General features: G+C 42.9%; 14 protein-coding genes and 1 pseudogene. 13 read left to right on the top strand and 2 right to left on the bottom strand.

The annotated features are described in order from the left end of the window. Positions 1-49: 49 nt before the first annotated feature. Positions 50-192 (bottom strand): annotated as a pseudogene (locus WC592_04515) (ATP-binding protein). Positions 193-431: 239 nt separating this feature from the next. On the opposite strand from WC592_04515, the gene WC592_04510 reads away from it, so the two are divergent. The 7 genes from WC592_04510 (at position 432) to WC592_04480 (ending at position 7,088) form a co-directional block, all read left to right on the top strand. Next, positions 432-1,094 (top strand): methyltransferase domain-containing protein, encoded by a 663-nt coding sequence (locus WC592_04510; protein ID MFA4981714.1) that lies wholly within the window; start codon positions 432-434, stop codon positions 1,092-1,094. Next, positions 1,066-2,322, top strand: coding sequence for a glycosyltransferase family 9 protein (locus tag WC592_04505; GenBank protein ID MFA4981713.1), 1,257 nt, complete (start codon positions 1,066-1,068; stop codon positions 2,320-2,322). The genes WC592_04510 and WC592_04505 overlap by 29 nt, the downstream gene beginning before the upstream one ends. 61 nt (positions 2,323-2,383) lie before the next feature. Further along, a complete protein-coding gene (locus tag WC592_04500; GenBank protein ID MFA4981712.1) occupies positions 2,384-3,352 on the top strand; it encodes a glycosyltransferase in 969 nt (322 codons plus the stop codon). Between the two features lie 51 nt (positions 3,353-3,403). Beyond that, positions 3,404-4,048 carry a class I SAM-dependent methyltransferase gene (locus WC592_04495; protein ID MFA4981711.1) on the top strand — a complete coding sequence of 215 codons (645 nt, stop codon included), beginning with the start codon at positions 3,404-3,406 and terminating at the stop codon, positions 4,046-4,048. A gap of 57 nt (positions 4,049-4,105) precedes the next feature. Beyond that, positions 4,106-5,311, top strand: coding sequence for an O-antigen ligase family protein (locus tag WC592_04490; protein ID MFA4981710.1), 1,206 nt, complete (start codon positions 4,106-4,108; stop codon positions 5,309-5,311). Further along, positions 5,308-6,147, top strand: coding sequence for a glycosyltransferase family 2 protein (locus WC592_04485; GenBank protein MFA4981709.1), 840 nt, complete (start codon positions 5,308-5,310; stop codon positions 6,145-6,147). Before WC592_04490 ends, WC592_04485 begins: the two co-directional genes overlap by 4 nt. After that, a complete protein-coding gene (locus tag WC592_04480; GenBank protein MFA4981708.1) occupies positions 6,144-7,088 on the top strand; it encodes a glycosyltransferase family 2 protein in 945 nt (314 codons plus the stop codon). The genes WC592_04485 and WC592_04480 overlap by 4 nt, the downstream gene beginning before the upstream one ends. Before the next feature lie 208 nt (positions 7,089-7,296). Here WC592_04480 and WC592_04475 read toward each other — a convergent pair whose 3' ends face one another. Then, positions 7,297-8,058 carry a class I SAM-dependent methyltransferase gene (locus tag WC592_04475; protein ID MFA4981707.1) on the bottom strand — a complete coding sequence of 254 codons (762 nt, stop codon included), beginning with the start codon at positions 8,056-8,058 and terminating at the stop codon, positions 7,297-7,299. A gap of 203 nt (positions 8,059-8,261) precedes the next feature. Between WC592_04475 and WC592_04470 the strand changes: the two genes are divergently transcribed. The 6 genes from WC592_04470 (at position 8,262) to WC592_04445 (ending at position 14,894) form a co-directional block, all read left to right on the top strand. After that, the gene (locus WC592_04470; protein ID MFA4981706.1) at positions 8,262-9,095 is read left to right on the top strand and encodes an RNA methyltransferase; all 834 of its coding nucleotides are present in this window, start codon (positions 8,262-8,264) and stop codon (positions 9,093-9,095) included. Further along, positions 9,092-11,041 (top strand): ATP-binding cassette domain-containing protein, encoded by a 1,950-nt coding sequence (locus WC592_04465; protein MFA4981705.1) that lies wholly within the window; start codon positions 9,092-9,094, stop codon positions 11,039-11,041. The genes WC592_04470 and WC592_04465 overlap by 4 nt, the downstream gene beginning before the upstream one ends. After that, entirely contained in the window at positions 11,031-12,470 is a 1,440-nt protein-coding gene (locus tag WC592_04460) for a radical SAM protein (protein MFA4981704.1), read from the top strand. Before WC592_04465 ends, WC592_04460 begins: the two co-directional genes overlap by 11 nt. 76 nt (positions 12,471-12,546) lie before the next feature. Beyond that, positions 12,547-12,792, top strand: coding sequence for a hypothetical protein (locus WC592_04455; GenBank protein ID MFA4981703.1), 246 nt, complete (start codon positions 12,547-12,549; stop codon positions 12,790-12,792). A 112-nt stretch (positions 12,793-12,904) separates the two neighbouring features. Continuing rightward, positions 12,905-13,954 carry a DUF362 domain-containing protein gene (locus WC592_04450; GenBank protein ID MFA4981702.1) on the top strand — a complete coding sequence of 350 codons (1,050 nt, stop codon included), beginning with the start codon at positions 12,905-12,907 and terminating at the stop codon, positions 13,952-13,954. A 73-nt stretch (positions 13,955-14,027) separates the two neighbouring features. Beyond that, entirely contained in the window at positions 14,028-14,894 is an 867-nt protein-coding gene (locus tag WC592_04445) for an SPFH domain-containing protein (protein ID MFA4981701.1), read from the top strand. The last annotated feature ends 5 nt before the right edge of the window (positions 14,895-14,899 follow it).

The raw sequence follows: 14,899 nt of genomic DNA, 5'->3' as shown, positions 1-14,899 counted from the left end.
TATACGAAGCTTAAGGCTAGTCTACTTTTTCGGATAATTTGCTGCGCAATTAATCCCACAAATTCCTGTCCAGGCTGCGGTAGGAGGTCGCCTCCGAGATGTGGCGTGCTTCTTGATATCCTTGCCGTCAATATCTGCGATTGTGCGCGTGACCTTCAATATCTTGTCGTATGCCCTCGTCGAAAGGCCAACACAGTATCAACAAAAAGAAAAGGTTACCCCAAAAGAGAAAGGGCTGTTTCCAACAAAATAGGACATTTCTATTTTGGCTTGACAATTTATAGGACAATTTATAGGACTTTCATTTACTTTTGCAAAATTAGATGGTATGCTGATATAGCTATCGGCATAAAATTCGTTTTATATAAAAAGCATTCATATTATTTATTTTTATATTGATAAATGGATATAATTCATTGATGAGTAGAAGTATGCCAGCGAAAATTTTAAAAGCAATAAAAAACCCTTGGTTAATTATTCTTTATTTACATAAACACTGGCATTATTTTATCGTGTCGCTAAGAAGCCGGGAGATAGTACAGATTTATAAAAACGGAGATATGTATTATAAGTACAAAGGAGATCTGTATCCTGAATACCTGAATAAAGGAAATGCGAGTTCGTTTATTGTTGATAAAGCAAAACAATATTGCATTGGCAAGGGGATTGACATAGGCGCTGATGCGTGGCCATTGCCGGGAGCAATCCCAATATTGAACGAAGAGCATCAAAATGCTTACAAATTAGACAATTTTCCTGATAACAGTTTAGATTATGTTTTTAGTTCACATTGCCTTGAACACCTTGACAAATGGCAGGCTGCTTTAAAGCTATGGATTAAGAAAATCAAACAACAGGGAATTCTATTTCTATATCTACCCCATAAATCAATGAAGATGTGGAATAGGGGAGGTCCGTGGGTTGGTTATGGACATAAATGGATTCCTACTGCCGAAGTTGTAAATAAATTTTTGAAAAAAAATGGAATGGAAATAATAGAATATAATCCCAGTAAGGATAAATACTGGAGTTTTCATATTGTTGCGAAAAAAACGGATTGTGAGCATGTCAAACAAGGTCATAACTCTTTGTAAAATCGTTATCCGACGGATATTGATTATCTTCCCCTTGCCTTTGTTTATTTTCTTTATCGGTGAGCCGGTCTTTTGGATTCTTGGCAGGCGTTGGAATAGAAAAAAGATCGACATGCCTCATTTAAAACGGGTATTGGTTGTACGCCTCGACGGGATTGGCGATGTAGTATTAACTACACCTTTTTTAAGAGAGCTGCGCAAAAATTTACCTAATGCGCGGATTACGTTGATAGTAAGGCCTGAAGCTCTTAATTTAGTAAAACTTTGCCCATATGTTGATGAGATATTAACACATGATTGGAAAGAGCCCGGTATCTTTGCATACTTAATGTGGCACATCAGCGCTCTAAAATTTTCTATTTTTCATCTTTGGAAAAGACGTTTTGATTTATCGATCTTACCTCGCTGGGATGTTGATAACCGTAATAGTTCATTTATAATATATTTTAGCGGAGCCAGGTTAAGAGTAGGGTATTCTGAAAATGTAAGGCCTGAAAAAATTGAATTGAACAAAAGATATGATATTCTTTTTACTCATGTAATATCAGATAAAACTCTTAAGCATGAGGTTGAGCACAATTTAGATGTTATCACGTTTATCGGAGGAAAAATTGAAAGGGATAATTTAGAACTCTGGTTAAAAGAAGATGATTCGACTTTTGCACAGTCGTTGTTACGGCGATTTAACATAGATGCAAAATGTTTTTTCGTAGGAATTGGCCCCGCTGCACAAGAAAATCTTAGGATGTGGCCAAAAGAAAGGTATTTGGATATGCTCGATTGGTTTTTAAAAGAAACAGCGTCTAAAATAGTTCTTTTGGGTAATAAAAATGAGCGATTAATAGGCGATTATATCGAAAATAATATTAAAAAGGAATTCTCAGACAGAATAATAAATATAATGGGTGAAACGACCCTTCGACAAACAGCGGGTTTATTGAAATATTGCAGATTTTATCTTGGAAACGATACAGGTGTAATGCATATAGCAGCGGCAATGAAGATTCCGGTAATAGAAATAAGCTCCTGGTCGGATTCCGGAAACAAATTCTCGGCAAAATCCCCATTTAGGTTCGCGCCTTGGAAAACTCGCTGTGTTATAGTTAATCCGAGACATCCGCTCAGCCCATGTGTATATGATTGTGTTAGCTCCGAATCACATTGTATTGCGCAAGTTACGATAGAGGATGTTAAGAATGCAATTAAAAAGATCATAAAAGGACATTAGTTATTAATTAAAATAGACTTGACTTATGCAGCGTATGCTAATGGGGTAAAAAATAGTAACTATGCCTAAGCCTCTTATATCCGCAATCATTTGCACTAAAGACCGATATCAAGATCTAGAGAATTCTTTAAAGAGCCTTGCTGACCAAGATTTTGATAAGGATAAATATGAGATTATAGTAGTCGATAACGCCTCGCAGGATGATACCAAAAAATTAGTCGACAAATATCTTCACATTCAAGCTCCTAGAATAAAACATATAATTGAGAATCAAATCGGACTTTCGTTTGCCAGGAATGCCGGACTCAAATATTCCGAAGCGGATATAGTGGCTTTTATTGATGACGATGCTGTGGCAGATAAAAAATGGTTAAAAAATCTATTAAAAGCCTATGATGAATATGATGCTGATGTTGTTGGAGGCAAGATACTGCCGTTGGGGTATACCGACATGCCCAAGTGGCTGCCGGATGAAATAGCATATTTCGTAACGGGAAGATTTGATCTTGGAGATAAATACTTATTGCTTAAGGATAAATGCTATCCTGTTGGAGCAAATATGTCGTTTAAAAAGAAAATATTTGATAAAATAGGGCTGTTCAATACCAGTATAGGCAGAAAGGATAATTTATTGTTATCCAGAGATGAAACTGATATTTGCTGTAAAGTACGACGAGAGGGAGGCATGATTTATTATTCACCGGATGCGGTAATCCATCATAAGCTTCATCTTTCACGGCTAAACAAAAACTGGCTTAGGAACAGACTGTATCAGGAAGGCATATCCGAAGCGATTATTGATTTGCATGAAAGAGGCGTAAAGTTTGGCCTGATAATAGCCATTAAAAAAATCCTCCACGTTATGTACTATATGCTTAAATACTTGGTATATCGCTTGGGGTACATATCGGGTAACGATGAAAAACGCATTATTTTATTAGAATGTAAAATAATAAGGTGCGCGGGCTATATTACTCAGACTTTAAAGCAAGTGATGACGTTACAAATCTTCATGCATAAAAATGGATAAAAAATCGTTTTGGGTTAAACTAGTATTGTGTATAAATGAAAGGAAAGTCGTATGAGGTTAAGGAGCTTTATAAAAAAAGCGCGTATTAAAATATTAAAAATTTTTAAAAAAGATATTAACTTTATTTATAATGAACCTTTTGCTATTGAAAATCTTCAGGGTTTAAAATTCGCCAACAAAATGGGCGAAATTATTGATATTGAATTTCATCCGCAATCAGTTGTTGACTTTGGGTGCGGCACAGCAACCATATTGGAATATTTTGAAAGAAAAGGAATAGAAATCTTAGGAATTGACGGTAGCGAAGCCAATAGAAAATATTCCAGAATAAATGTTAAAAATTTTGTATTATTCGACATAAGGAGAAAGTATACCGTTACGCATAAATATGATTTATGTATGTGCTTAGAAGTGGGAGAGCATATAGAAGAAAAATATTCTGATATGCTTATTAACAATTTGATTATGTCAAGTTCTACCATCCTATTTGGAGCCGCACCCGTAGGTCAAGGAGGCACAGACCACTGTAATGAAAAGCCTTATGTATGGTGGATTGAGAGATTCAAAAAATACAATTTTGAATTCGACAAAAATCGTACGGATAAATTAAGAAAAAAACTATCAAGCATACCGGATATTTTTTATTGGTATATTAATAATATTATGGTATTCAGCGAAATGTCACTGCATTTATAGCGGTCAATAGATATTGAAAAGTCGGGATAAATGTAATAATTAAACTGGATATGTGTAATGGAAAAAAAAATAATTAGCTTTCTAATCCTGGCTTATCTGTTGTGTCTCATATTCTCAACGGATTTGCTTGATCCCGAAAGAAAGTTATTCGGCATGTTAGAAGACTATGGGATATTGTTTTGTTTTCTAGTATCGCTGTTTTATTTTGTAACAAATAAAATGAATGTTAGGTATTTTAAGATAAATTTTATATTTTTGTTGATTTGCTATATGTTTTTATCCACGGAATCTATTTTGCGATACGGTAAAATTATGTTATATCCGCATATTATTTTATTTTTGAGTTATATATTATATACTTTTGCTTTTTATGGCTTGTTTTCGGATCAACGTGACGTAATGCGATTCATAAGAAGATTGTGCTATTCGGCATGTGGCATTGTATATATTATTATACTTAGTAAGACGACTTATTTATCCAATATTTTCGAGGTTAAAAGGGCCACAGCCGCTCATTATGTATATTTATTACTTCTGGCTAATCTTCTTTTAATAATTAGTTATTTTCAAAACGGGAGAAAGATTAATATTGCTTTTATCATAACTAATTTTTTCATAATCCTTATAGAACAACACAGGACTGTATGGATATGCAGTATTTGGTCATTATCTATATTCAGCATTTTATTGCTGAGGTGTAAGAATGTAGATTTGAAAAACAAGCATATTCGACTCTCTTTTTTCGCAATTCTTATAATATTAGTCATATTGTCGCATGCTGTAATTTTTGGAGGAGAAAAATATGATAAGATTATGGAGTTTTTGAACATGAGGTTTAAGGAGATATCTGAATTTAAAGAAAAAGGAACAGGCGCCTGGCGCTATGAACAATATAAATACTATATGCCGTTTATTGCAAAAAATTCTTTATTCGGCATGCGTTTCAAAGGATTTGAGTTACCACCACTATATGACTTTATCCCAGGTAAACTAACCGGCCATCATTTCCATAGCGGGTACTTAACGGCTTTACTATATAATGGAATATTTGGTCTATGGCTTATCTTTGGTTCGTTTGTGTATTATGTGGTTAGGTTTTTGAAATTACAACAATATTCTTTGGAAAATATTGCATTATTCTCTTTTTTGTCCAGCGCTTTTCTTTGGTCCCTTTCCTATGAGTTACCGGAATTTGTTTTTGCTATATTGGGATTAGCTTTTGTATGTTTGCAAAATAATGAGACAAAGAGTACATTATTATGATTCATATTATAATTCCGGTACATAATCGAAGAGAGCTAACTCGAAACTGCCTTGCCTGTTTAAAGAGACAGACGTTCACAGATTTTAAATGCGTTGTAATTAACGATGGTTCCAGCGACGGCACAGGCGATATGGTAAGGAACGAATTCCCCGACGTTGTCTTGCTGAGCGGGGATGGAAATCTATGGTGGACAAAATCTGTCAATTTAGGGATAAAGAGTGTGCTGCCGGGGTGCAAAAAAGAAGACTTCATATTGACGTTAAATGATGATGTCGAGATCAGGGATGATTTTCTGGCGAATATCGTGAAATGCGCCGGAAATAATCCGGGTCTTTTAATCGGCGCGCTTGCCATAGATATAAAATCAGGAAACATTACTTTTCCTGTTATGAAAAACAAGGGGTGTAAGTTGCCTGAAGGGCAGGAAGCTATCAAGATGGATATGTTAGTAGGGAGGGGAATGCTCATACCTGTCCCTGTGTTCGAAAAAATAGGTTTTTTTGATGAAGCGTTGCCTCAATCGGCGGCAGACGAAGATTTCAGCATTAACGCCAAAAAGGCCGGTTTCGATCTGATAGTGTGCGCTAAATCGGTTGTCTATGCGAACGAAAGCAAGGAAGAAAAGATGCGTTTATATATAATCAATCCCATCGAGTATGCAAAATGGATTTTCGCAATAAAAAATCCGTTTAATATCCGGACCCGTTATATTTTCAATAGAAAACATTCAAGATTCTGGGTTGTGTCTTTTACCCGTGACCTGTTGATCATATTCGTAAGATATTTCCGTAATGTATTTAACCGTCTTCTGGTTATCGCAGGTGTTAAAAAATGAGGCTTGCACCCATAGCATTATTTGTTTATAACCGAGTTTTCTTTGCCAAGAGGACCATCGAGGCTTTACAAAAAAACCTTTTGGCTGGCGAGAGCGATCTTTTTGTATTTTCAGATGGTCCAAAATCCAATTATGATGAAAAACGCGTATCTGAAATGAGGGAATTTTTACGAAAAGTGGACGGATTTAAAAAAATAGAAATTATCGAAAAGGACACTAATCTTGGATTGGCCGAATCGATAATCAGCGGGGTTACCGAAATCGTAAATATGCGCGATAGGGTAATTGTTTTGGAAGACGACCTGGACCTGTCTCCGTATTTTTTGAAATTTATGAACGAAGCCTTGGAGCTATACAGCAATGAAGACAGGGTAAGCAGTGTATGCGGTCACTTTTTCGGAGTAACTGGAAAAATTCCGGAAACCTTTTTTTTAAAAATGTTTTCCTCTTATGGATGGGCGACATGGAAGAGAGCCTGGGGTTTTTTCGAGAAGGATGGGAAAAAGCTTTTGCGTAAATTGGAAGAATTGAAATGCGGCAAAGCATTTGACATGAATGGAATGTACCCATTCATGCGCACGCTTAAAAAGCAGTCTACGGGCCTGAGCGATGCGTGGGCTGCCCGCTGGTATGCGTCCTCATATCTGAGAAATAGCTTGAATCTTTTCCCCGGCAGGTCCCTTGTCGATCATATAGGGATTGCCCCGGACTCTAGTCATAATGTGACACCTTATGCAAAGTTATATAGTGTAAATATGTCTGACCGTCCTATCGTAGTAGAAAAGGTAAAACCGGAAGAAGATCCGTGTGTAGTAAAAATAGTGGAAGAGCATATGAAGAGGACGATGCCGAACGTAACGACGAGGGCGTTTTATAAATTACAACGATTTTTTTATTCTGCCCGGAAAAGCGCAAAAAATATAATTTCCAAATGGTTGTGATGGCGGATATTTGAAATCAATTCTGTAGAAGGCTTGAACAATTACTGATGGTACTTTCAATACACTGCGCATTCAAGGCGTATTTGCGGTATGGATGCAAAAGAGGTTTTGTCTATCGCGGCCATTTGTCGGAATTGCGCCATCCCGATACTGCAGAGCTTCTTCAGGTGGACGGACTTTTTATCCGCGAAAGATAAAAACGCGATTTCTAATCCTTTAATCCGCTCCGTATAAACATGTCTGCTTTTGAATACATTTTTTGCCTGAAACACGACCATATCCGGGACTTATGTTTGGGCAGCAGGGCTTTAATAAGTTCTTTGGCAATAGTGCCTAAACCGCATCCTATGAGGGGGTATTTCTGTACGCTTAAGATCTCAAAATCCATGCGCTCCAGTATATTCACAACGATCTTTTCGGATGCGAAGCTCAAGTGATCCGGCAGAAAGAAAGGCTTATAGTGATCCGCCGCGGAAAAATTTGCGGTATCTCCTGTCTCTAAAATAAGCTCGCCGCCCTTTTTCAATAATTTTCGCGCAGACCTGATAAATGAAGGAGGGTTGGGAAGATGTGAATATACATTCAACATTGATACGACATCGTACTTTTCGCTATGGGAGTCTATATCGAAATAGCCGACGTTCAAGCCTCTCCTGCGCGCTGACCCCTGTTTTTTGATATTCGGCTCCGTCCCTGTAGCGGTAATTTTTCCATAGCTGTATTTTTGAACAGCCATTATGAACTCGCCGTGTCCGCAACCGATGTCAAGCCACGTTGTTTTATTTCCCAGATTCCCCTTAAACATGTCGTCAAGAATATTTAAATATTTTGATATTTTGCTATTATCAAAATTGCCGGTCATGTCAAATGTGTTTACGCCGCCATGTTTGCCCTGTTTATGCGCCTGGGATATTTGATCGTCATCCGGACGGTTCTTTACGAATAATAAGCCGCATCCGGCGCATTTCACCAGGTTAAAGCCATTCTCCTCAGCGTAAAATAGGTGGTCAGAAGATCCGCAATTATAACAATTTTTCACTTCCATATAATAAATCTTATACCAAAACAGACCATAAGTAAAGTGATTAAGACTTGAACAAGTTATGATGACTTTACATATATGCTGTTTGGAAGTATAATATATAAAATGCAACGGAAAGGAAGCACCGGAAAATGACAGCTAAACCAAGGTCGACTTTTATCTCTATACAGGACGCGGATGATCCGCGCCTGGCGTCATACCGCTCTCTTAAGGGAAAACAGCTGGAAAAGGAAGGTATCTTTATAGCTGAAGGGGAGAAGGTAGTTAACAGCATGGTCCAGAGCGGATGCCGGATAGCGTCATGCCTTACGGCCAGAGGAACGGTCCCCAGATACAAGGGACTCCTTGCTATGATGGCTTCGAAAGGAGCCGCTACTTACGTTGCGGCCGATAAGTTGATAGAGGAGATCATAGGTTTTCGTTTTCATAAGGGTATCATGGCCATTGGGTATTGCCCCAAAAAACTTACAGTCGCCAATACGGTGGAAACTCTCAGGCGCCCGTTATTCCTCGTCGCGCTGAATGCCGTAAATGACCCGCAGAATGTCGGGCTCATAGCGCGTAACGCGGCCGCGTTCGGGGTCCAGGCGCTTATAGTCGATAACGAGACATACGATCCGTATTACCGGAAAGCCGTTCGCGTCTCGATGGGCGCTATCTTCAGGCTGCCGGTCTGCTATGAACGCGGCCTGGCTTCAAGCCTTGTCAGGCTTAAGAAAAAATTTGATATACGTATAATCGCCGCCACTCCCGACAAAGGCACGGACGATATCGCCAAGGCCGGGCTCTCCGGCAATATCTGTTTTGTCTTCGGCAACGAGGATAAAGGAGTATCGCGCCAGGTATTGAATATCGCCGACGCCGAGGTCCGCATCCCTATCTCAAAGACGATCGATTCGCTGAATGTCGCCAGCGCCTCCGCTATATGCCTCTATGAAGCAGTTCGTTACCGGGGAAAAAGATGATAGCAGTAAAGAATATCAGTAAGCGGTACGGCACACGCGTGCTCTTCTCCGACGTGAGTTTCGATGTCCTTGCGGGCGAGAAGATCGGGCTCGTGGGCCGCAACGGACAGGGGAAGACCACGCTTTTCAGGATAATCACCGGCGAAGAGGAGCCCAACGAGGGCAAGGTCTTTAAGCCCAGGAATTACTCCATAGGATATCTCGGCCAGCACCTTAAGTTCACAAAGCCTACCGTGCTGGAAGAAGGCTGCGTCGGATTGGGCCCTGAAGAGATCGGGTCCGAATGGAAAGCGGAGAAGATACTCTCAGGGCTGGGCTTCCGCGAAGAGGATCTCAATCATAGCCCGTCGGAATTCTCCGGAGGGTTCCAGATGCGCATCGCCCTCACCAAGGCCCTCGTCTCCGAACCCGGCATGCTCCTCCTCGACGAACCTACGAACTTCCTGGATATAGTCTCGATCAGGTGGCTCGAGAAGTTCCTGCGGTCGTGGAAAGGCGAACTCATCGTGATAAGCCACGACAGGGACCTGGTCGATAGCGTGTCGACGCATATAGTGGGTATCCATCGCGGCATGGTGAGGAAGATGAAAGGGTCGACTGCGAAGTATTACGCGCAGCTTCATAAGGACGAAGAGGTGCACGAGAAGAGGCGCCTGGAGGACGAGAAGAAGCGCAAGCAGATCATGGAGTATGTGAACACGTTCCGCTCGAAGGCGAGCCACGCCAGGACCGTCCAGTCGAACATCAAGAAGCTTGAAAAGATGGAAAAACTGGAGAAGCTCGAAGAGATCCGCACGTTGTCGTTCTCATTCAATTATGAGCCGTTCCGCGCCGGGCAGGTTATGGATGTGAATGACCTTGCGTTTTCATACGACGGCAAGGAACCGTACCTCATAAACGGCCTGAACTTTATCGTGAGCAGGCATGACAAGATCGGCATCGTGGGAAAGAACGGCAAAGGCAAGACGACGCTCTTAAAATTGCTCTCCGGACGGCTTAAGCCCGTAGGTGGCAGCGTTAAGACGCACACCGCGGCGCTCCCGGCTTATTACGAGCAGGCCAATACAGCCGACCTTAACGACGGCCTTACCGTGGAAGAGGAGATATGCCTCGGCAGGGCATTTATAGATAAATCGCGCGTGCGCGGGATATGCGGAGCGATGATGTTTTCCGGAGACGACGCCGAGAAGAAGGTAAAGGTCCTCTCCGGCGGCGAGCGCAGCCGGGTTCTGTTGGGAAAGATACTCGCGGCGCCTTCAAACATCCTTTTCCTGGATGAGCCCACGCACCATCTTGACATCGAATCCTGCCAGGCGATGATGGATGCCGTGCGGGATTTCGAGGGAGCGGCGCTTGTAGTGGCGCACGACGAGCATTTCCTGAACGAAGTGGCGACGAAGCTGATCGTCTTCAAGAACGACAGGGCATTCCTGTATCCGGGTAATTACCGGGAGTTCCTGGACAGGATCGGATGGGAGGACGACGAAGGTTCGCCCGCCGCAAAGGCTGAAAGCTATCCGGAATCTAAGCCTGTCCAGCCTCAAGCCCCATCCGGCCGGGCCGGCGCGACGGAAACCAAACAGCGGCTGTCAGGATCGACCGGGCCGAAAAGCCCGCCGGAACGCGCACCGAAAGGGCATGATAGTAAGATGTCTCGCAAGGCCCGCGCTGAGTTTATCGCTATGAAGTCGAAGGTTTTAAAGCCTCTCGAGGCGAAGATCAAGAGCCTGGAGGATGAGATAGTATCTTCCGAGGCAAGGATGGCTTCCGTGAATGAGGAGCTCGCGAAATCTTCTAAACTAGGCGGCCTCGGAGCCATCCGGAGAAGCGAACTCTCGAGAGAATTGAAAGAACTGGCGGATAAGATCGACTCCTGTTATTCTCGACTCGATACGACGATGAAAGAGTATGACGCCGTGAAACGGAAATTCAGCGATGAAATATAAACACGCCCTGTTCCTGAATCCATATATCGAGAACACGGCGACAAGCATAATGGGGCTATTTCCGCCAACAGGCCTTGAATATGTGGCCTCCAGCGCCGAGGGCCTTGCCGATAAAATAACTCTTCTCGACCTGCGATACGAAACGGACCTGTGCGATACCGGTAATCTGATCGATTTTATACGCAAGGAGATCGATATCGTATGTGTCAGCGTCGGTTGGGATCGCCAGTATGAAGAGATCTGCGGCCTGTTGAATACGCTGCCGGATAATATACCGCTGATAGTAGGAGGGTATAAAGCCACGGTAGAGGTCGAGGAACTTTTTCGAGCCTGTCCAAAAATAGATATAATTGTCAGGGGTGAGGGTGAAGAGACTATAAAAGAGATATTAAAAGGTACACCGCGTGAAGATATTTTGGGCATCTCCTACAGGGGAAATCAGGGGATAGTCCATAACGCGAACAGGCCGTTACCCGATGTCGATATCATAGGCTCGCCGGACCGCCGATTGCGGCGGAATAAATATTACATGAGAATAAACGGGATCGGCATGGAAGGTTTTACGTTCGACTCGGTCTTAAGCGCGAGAGGCTGCCCTTTTAACTGCAAGTTCTGCACATTCAATCTGAATCCACTTGGCCAAAAAAGAGATTACGCGGCGCGCAGTGTTGAATCCGTCGTGAATGAGATAGGAGAGATACGCGCCGGCACCATCCTGTTCAACGACGATAACTTTTTTACGGATATAAAAAGGTCGGAAGATATTTGCGACCTGATAATAGCGCGCAAGATAAAAAAACGTTTTATGGCGCAGGCCCGTATCGAAATATCCAAGCATCCCGGGTTATTGGAGAAGATGGTGAAGGCGGGTTTCAAGATGCTGTTCATAGGCATAGAATCCCCGCACGACCATATATTGACTGAGCTTAATAAAGGTTTTGACTCATCCGAAATAAGAAGATGCTTTGCCGTATTGAAAAAATACCCCATATACTATCACGGCTACTTTATTTACGGCAACATAGAGGAGACTAAGGAAGAGATGTTGTATATAGCGAGGTTCTCAAAGGAGATAAGCCTTGATTCTATCACGTTCCAGAAGTTGCGCATAGAGAAGTTCTCTCCGCTCAGAAAGGTCGCAGAAAATACGCCGGGTTATCACGTTACCGAAAAAGGCGAATTGTATTCAGATACTTTTAGCCATGCGTCTTTAAAAAAAATAGGAAGGCAGATCAAATTTTCATTCTATACGCCGCTTCAGGTCTTAAAAATATTGAGGAAACTGCTGATAGTGAGATTCTTCACTTTTAATGAGATCATCATGTTTTTATCCGTAGGTCCGCGTTTGATAAAAAGTGTAGTAGCAAGAGAAATGAAAAAGAAGAGGCTCGGCAACTCCCTGAAACGCATATTCATAAAAAATGCCTGATTGCCCCTCAATGTTTACGGGTAATTACGCTAAATTTATGGTATACTAGATACAAAATAATGAAAGGAGGAGAAGTATGTCGGAGAGTGAAGAAAAAGATGTGGCAGGTGAAAGCAAAAGCGACAAATTTAAACGGCTTGCGTCAAAGAGGGTGGTAAACGCTATATCCAAGGTCGAGCTTATAGCGAATCTCGCCGGTTCCAGTTACGAATATACCCCCGAAGAGGTCACGAAGATCCTGACCGCGCTGCAGGGCTCGGTGGATAAGGTCAAGGCGGCGTTTTCCAAGCAGAAGATAGAAAAGACCGTATTTACGCTGTAATATATTCCGTGAAAACCGATAATAGGTAATAGGATTCCAGGGGACGCGTCACAAGATGACGCGTCCCCTGGAACTTTAAGCGCGGGATCGATCAGAATAGGAAGTCAATAAAATGGAAGGCGATCTTAAGAAGGTCTCTCTGGTAAAAGGCGGCAACAGGTATGATAATATCATAAAGGCGCTTGGCCTGATAAGGCCCGACCTTGAGGGCGTAAGAAATAAAAAGAATATCCTTATTAAACCCAACCTGACAGCCACCCAAAATGAGCTTGCAAATACCGACGTAAAGGCCGTAGAGGCTGTAATAGATTTTTTGCTCGATAATTTCAGTGAATTAAGCGGCAGCCGGTTTACCATACTGGAAGGCAGCGGCAGCGCTTACTATGAGAAAACGGCTACAAGAGACGTCTTCCGCAAATTCGGGTATTATGAGCTTATAAAAAAATACAGGAACGTCAAGCTGGAGTGCATAGAGGACTTTTCCGATTTTACCGAACTTCATGTAAGATCCATCGCCGGGGGCGAGAAGATAAGGGTGATAAAACATTTTTACGATTTCGATCATCGTATATCCATAGCCGTCCCTAAGACCCATAATTACGCCATCGCCACATTCGGCATCAAGAATATGGCCGGCATGATAAAGCAGGAAGACAAGTCCATCCTTCACGGGTTGCGCACGCCAAGCGCCCCCGACTCCAGGACGATATTCACCTATATACCGACCTCTTACATAGCATGGATGAGGCGGAGGGCGCCCGGTTTAGTAAATTTGATATTTAAGAAATCCATTACATACCTGAAAGCGACAAAGGTTATCCATCGCAATGTGGCTGAACTCGCGCGCCATACATGGCCGGATCTTGTGGTGCTGGACGGCTTTCGCTGTATGGACGGGAACGGCCCGGTGGACGGTTTTCCGGTGGACCTGAATGCCGCTGTCTGTTCGACGGATCCCCTGAAGGCCGACGGCATCGGAGCCAGATTGATGGGCCTTCAGCCTGAAGAGATAGGGTATCTTTATTACCTGGGGCAGGAAGGGTTCGGAGACTATTCCCTCGCCGGCCTGGTCGGTGATAGTATCGAATCCGCGCGATTGAAGTTCAAAATGCATCCCACCTATAATATCCAAAAAGATTGGAAAAATATTATTTCTCTTTAAATATTATCCGCAGCGTAGTAAACTAAACATGGCTCAAGCGCTTTGCTCGGTATTTAAATATAGAGGAGGAGTTATGATCATAATGTTCACATTATCATTGGCGGCTATTATATTATTCTTCGCGGGAATAAGGATCGTGCGGCCGACGCACAGAGGGCTTGTAGAACGGCTCGGTAAATATCACGCCTTTGCCGGGGCGGGATTCCACTGGATAATCCCCATCATCGATAATATGTACCAGGTAAATGTCACCGAACAGATGGTCGACGCCGAACCGCAGGAGATAATCACCAACGATAACCTGAACGCAAGGGTCGACGCTCAGGTGTATTTCCGCGTCAAGGCGGACGAGGAGAACGTAAAGAACTGCCAGTATAATGTAAACAATTACAGGTATCAGATCGTGAACCTGGCCCGTACTACACTCAGGAACATCATAGGGACATTGACGTTGAAGTCCGCGAATAGCGAACGGGGAAAGATCAACGCCGAGCTCCACAAGACGCTCTGCGAAGAGACGGCGAGCTGGGGCATCGACATCGTCAGGACGGAGCTTAAAGAGATAGATCCGCCAAAGGACGTCCAGGAGACGATGAATAAAGTCGTCAAGGCTGAGAACGAGAAGATCGCCGCCGTCGATTTCGCCACGGCTACGGAGACGGTGGCCGACGGAGCCAGGCGCGCCGAGATCAAGAAGGCCGAAGGTATAAAGCAGGCGAAGATTCTCACGGCCCAGGGCGAGGCCGAGGCGATCGCGCTCGTCAATGAAGCGGCGGATAAATATTTCATCGGGAACGCGCAGCTCCTGCGGAAGTTAGAGGCCGTAGAGGCGGCGTTGAAGGACAACGCCAAGATCGTCGTCCCGTCTAACAGCGAGCTCGTCAATGTGATCGGCGAGTTGGCCGGCGCGATGCCTCTCAAAGTCAAAGGGAAAGATTAACCGCC

It is taken from the genome of Candidatus Omnitrophota bacterium (genome assembly GCA_041648975.1).
Classification (GTDB): domain Bacteria; phylum Omnitrophota; class Gorgyraeia; order 2-01-FULL-45-10; family 2-01-FULL-45-10; genus JAQUSE01.
This window is presented reverse-complemented; position numbering and strand designations above follow the sequence as displayed.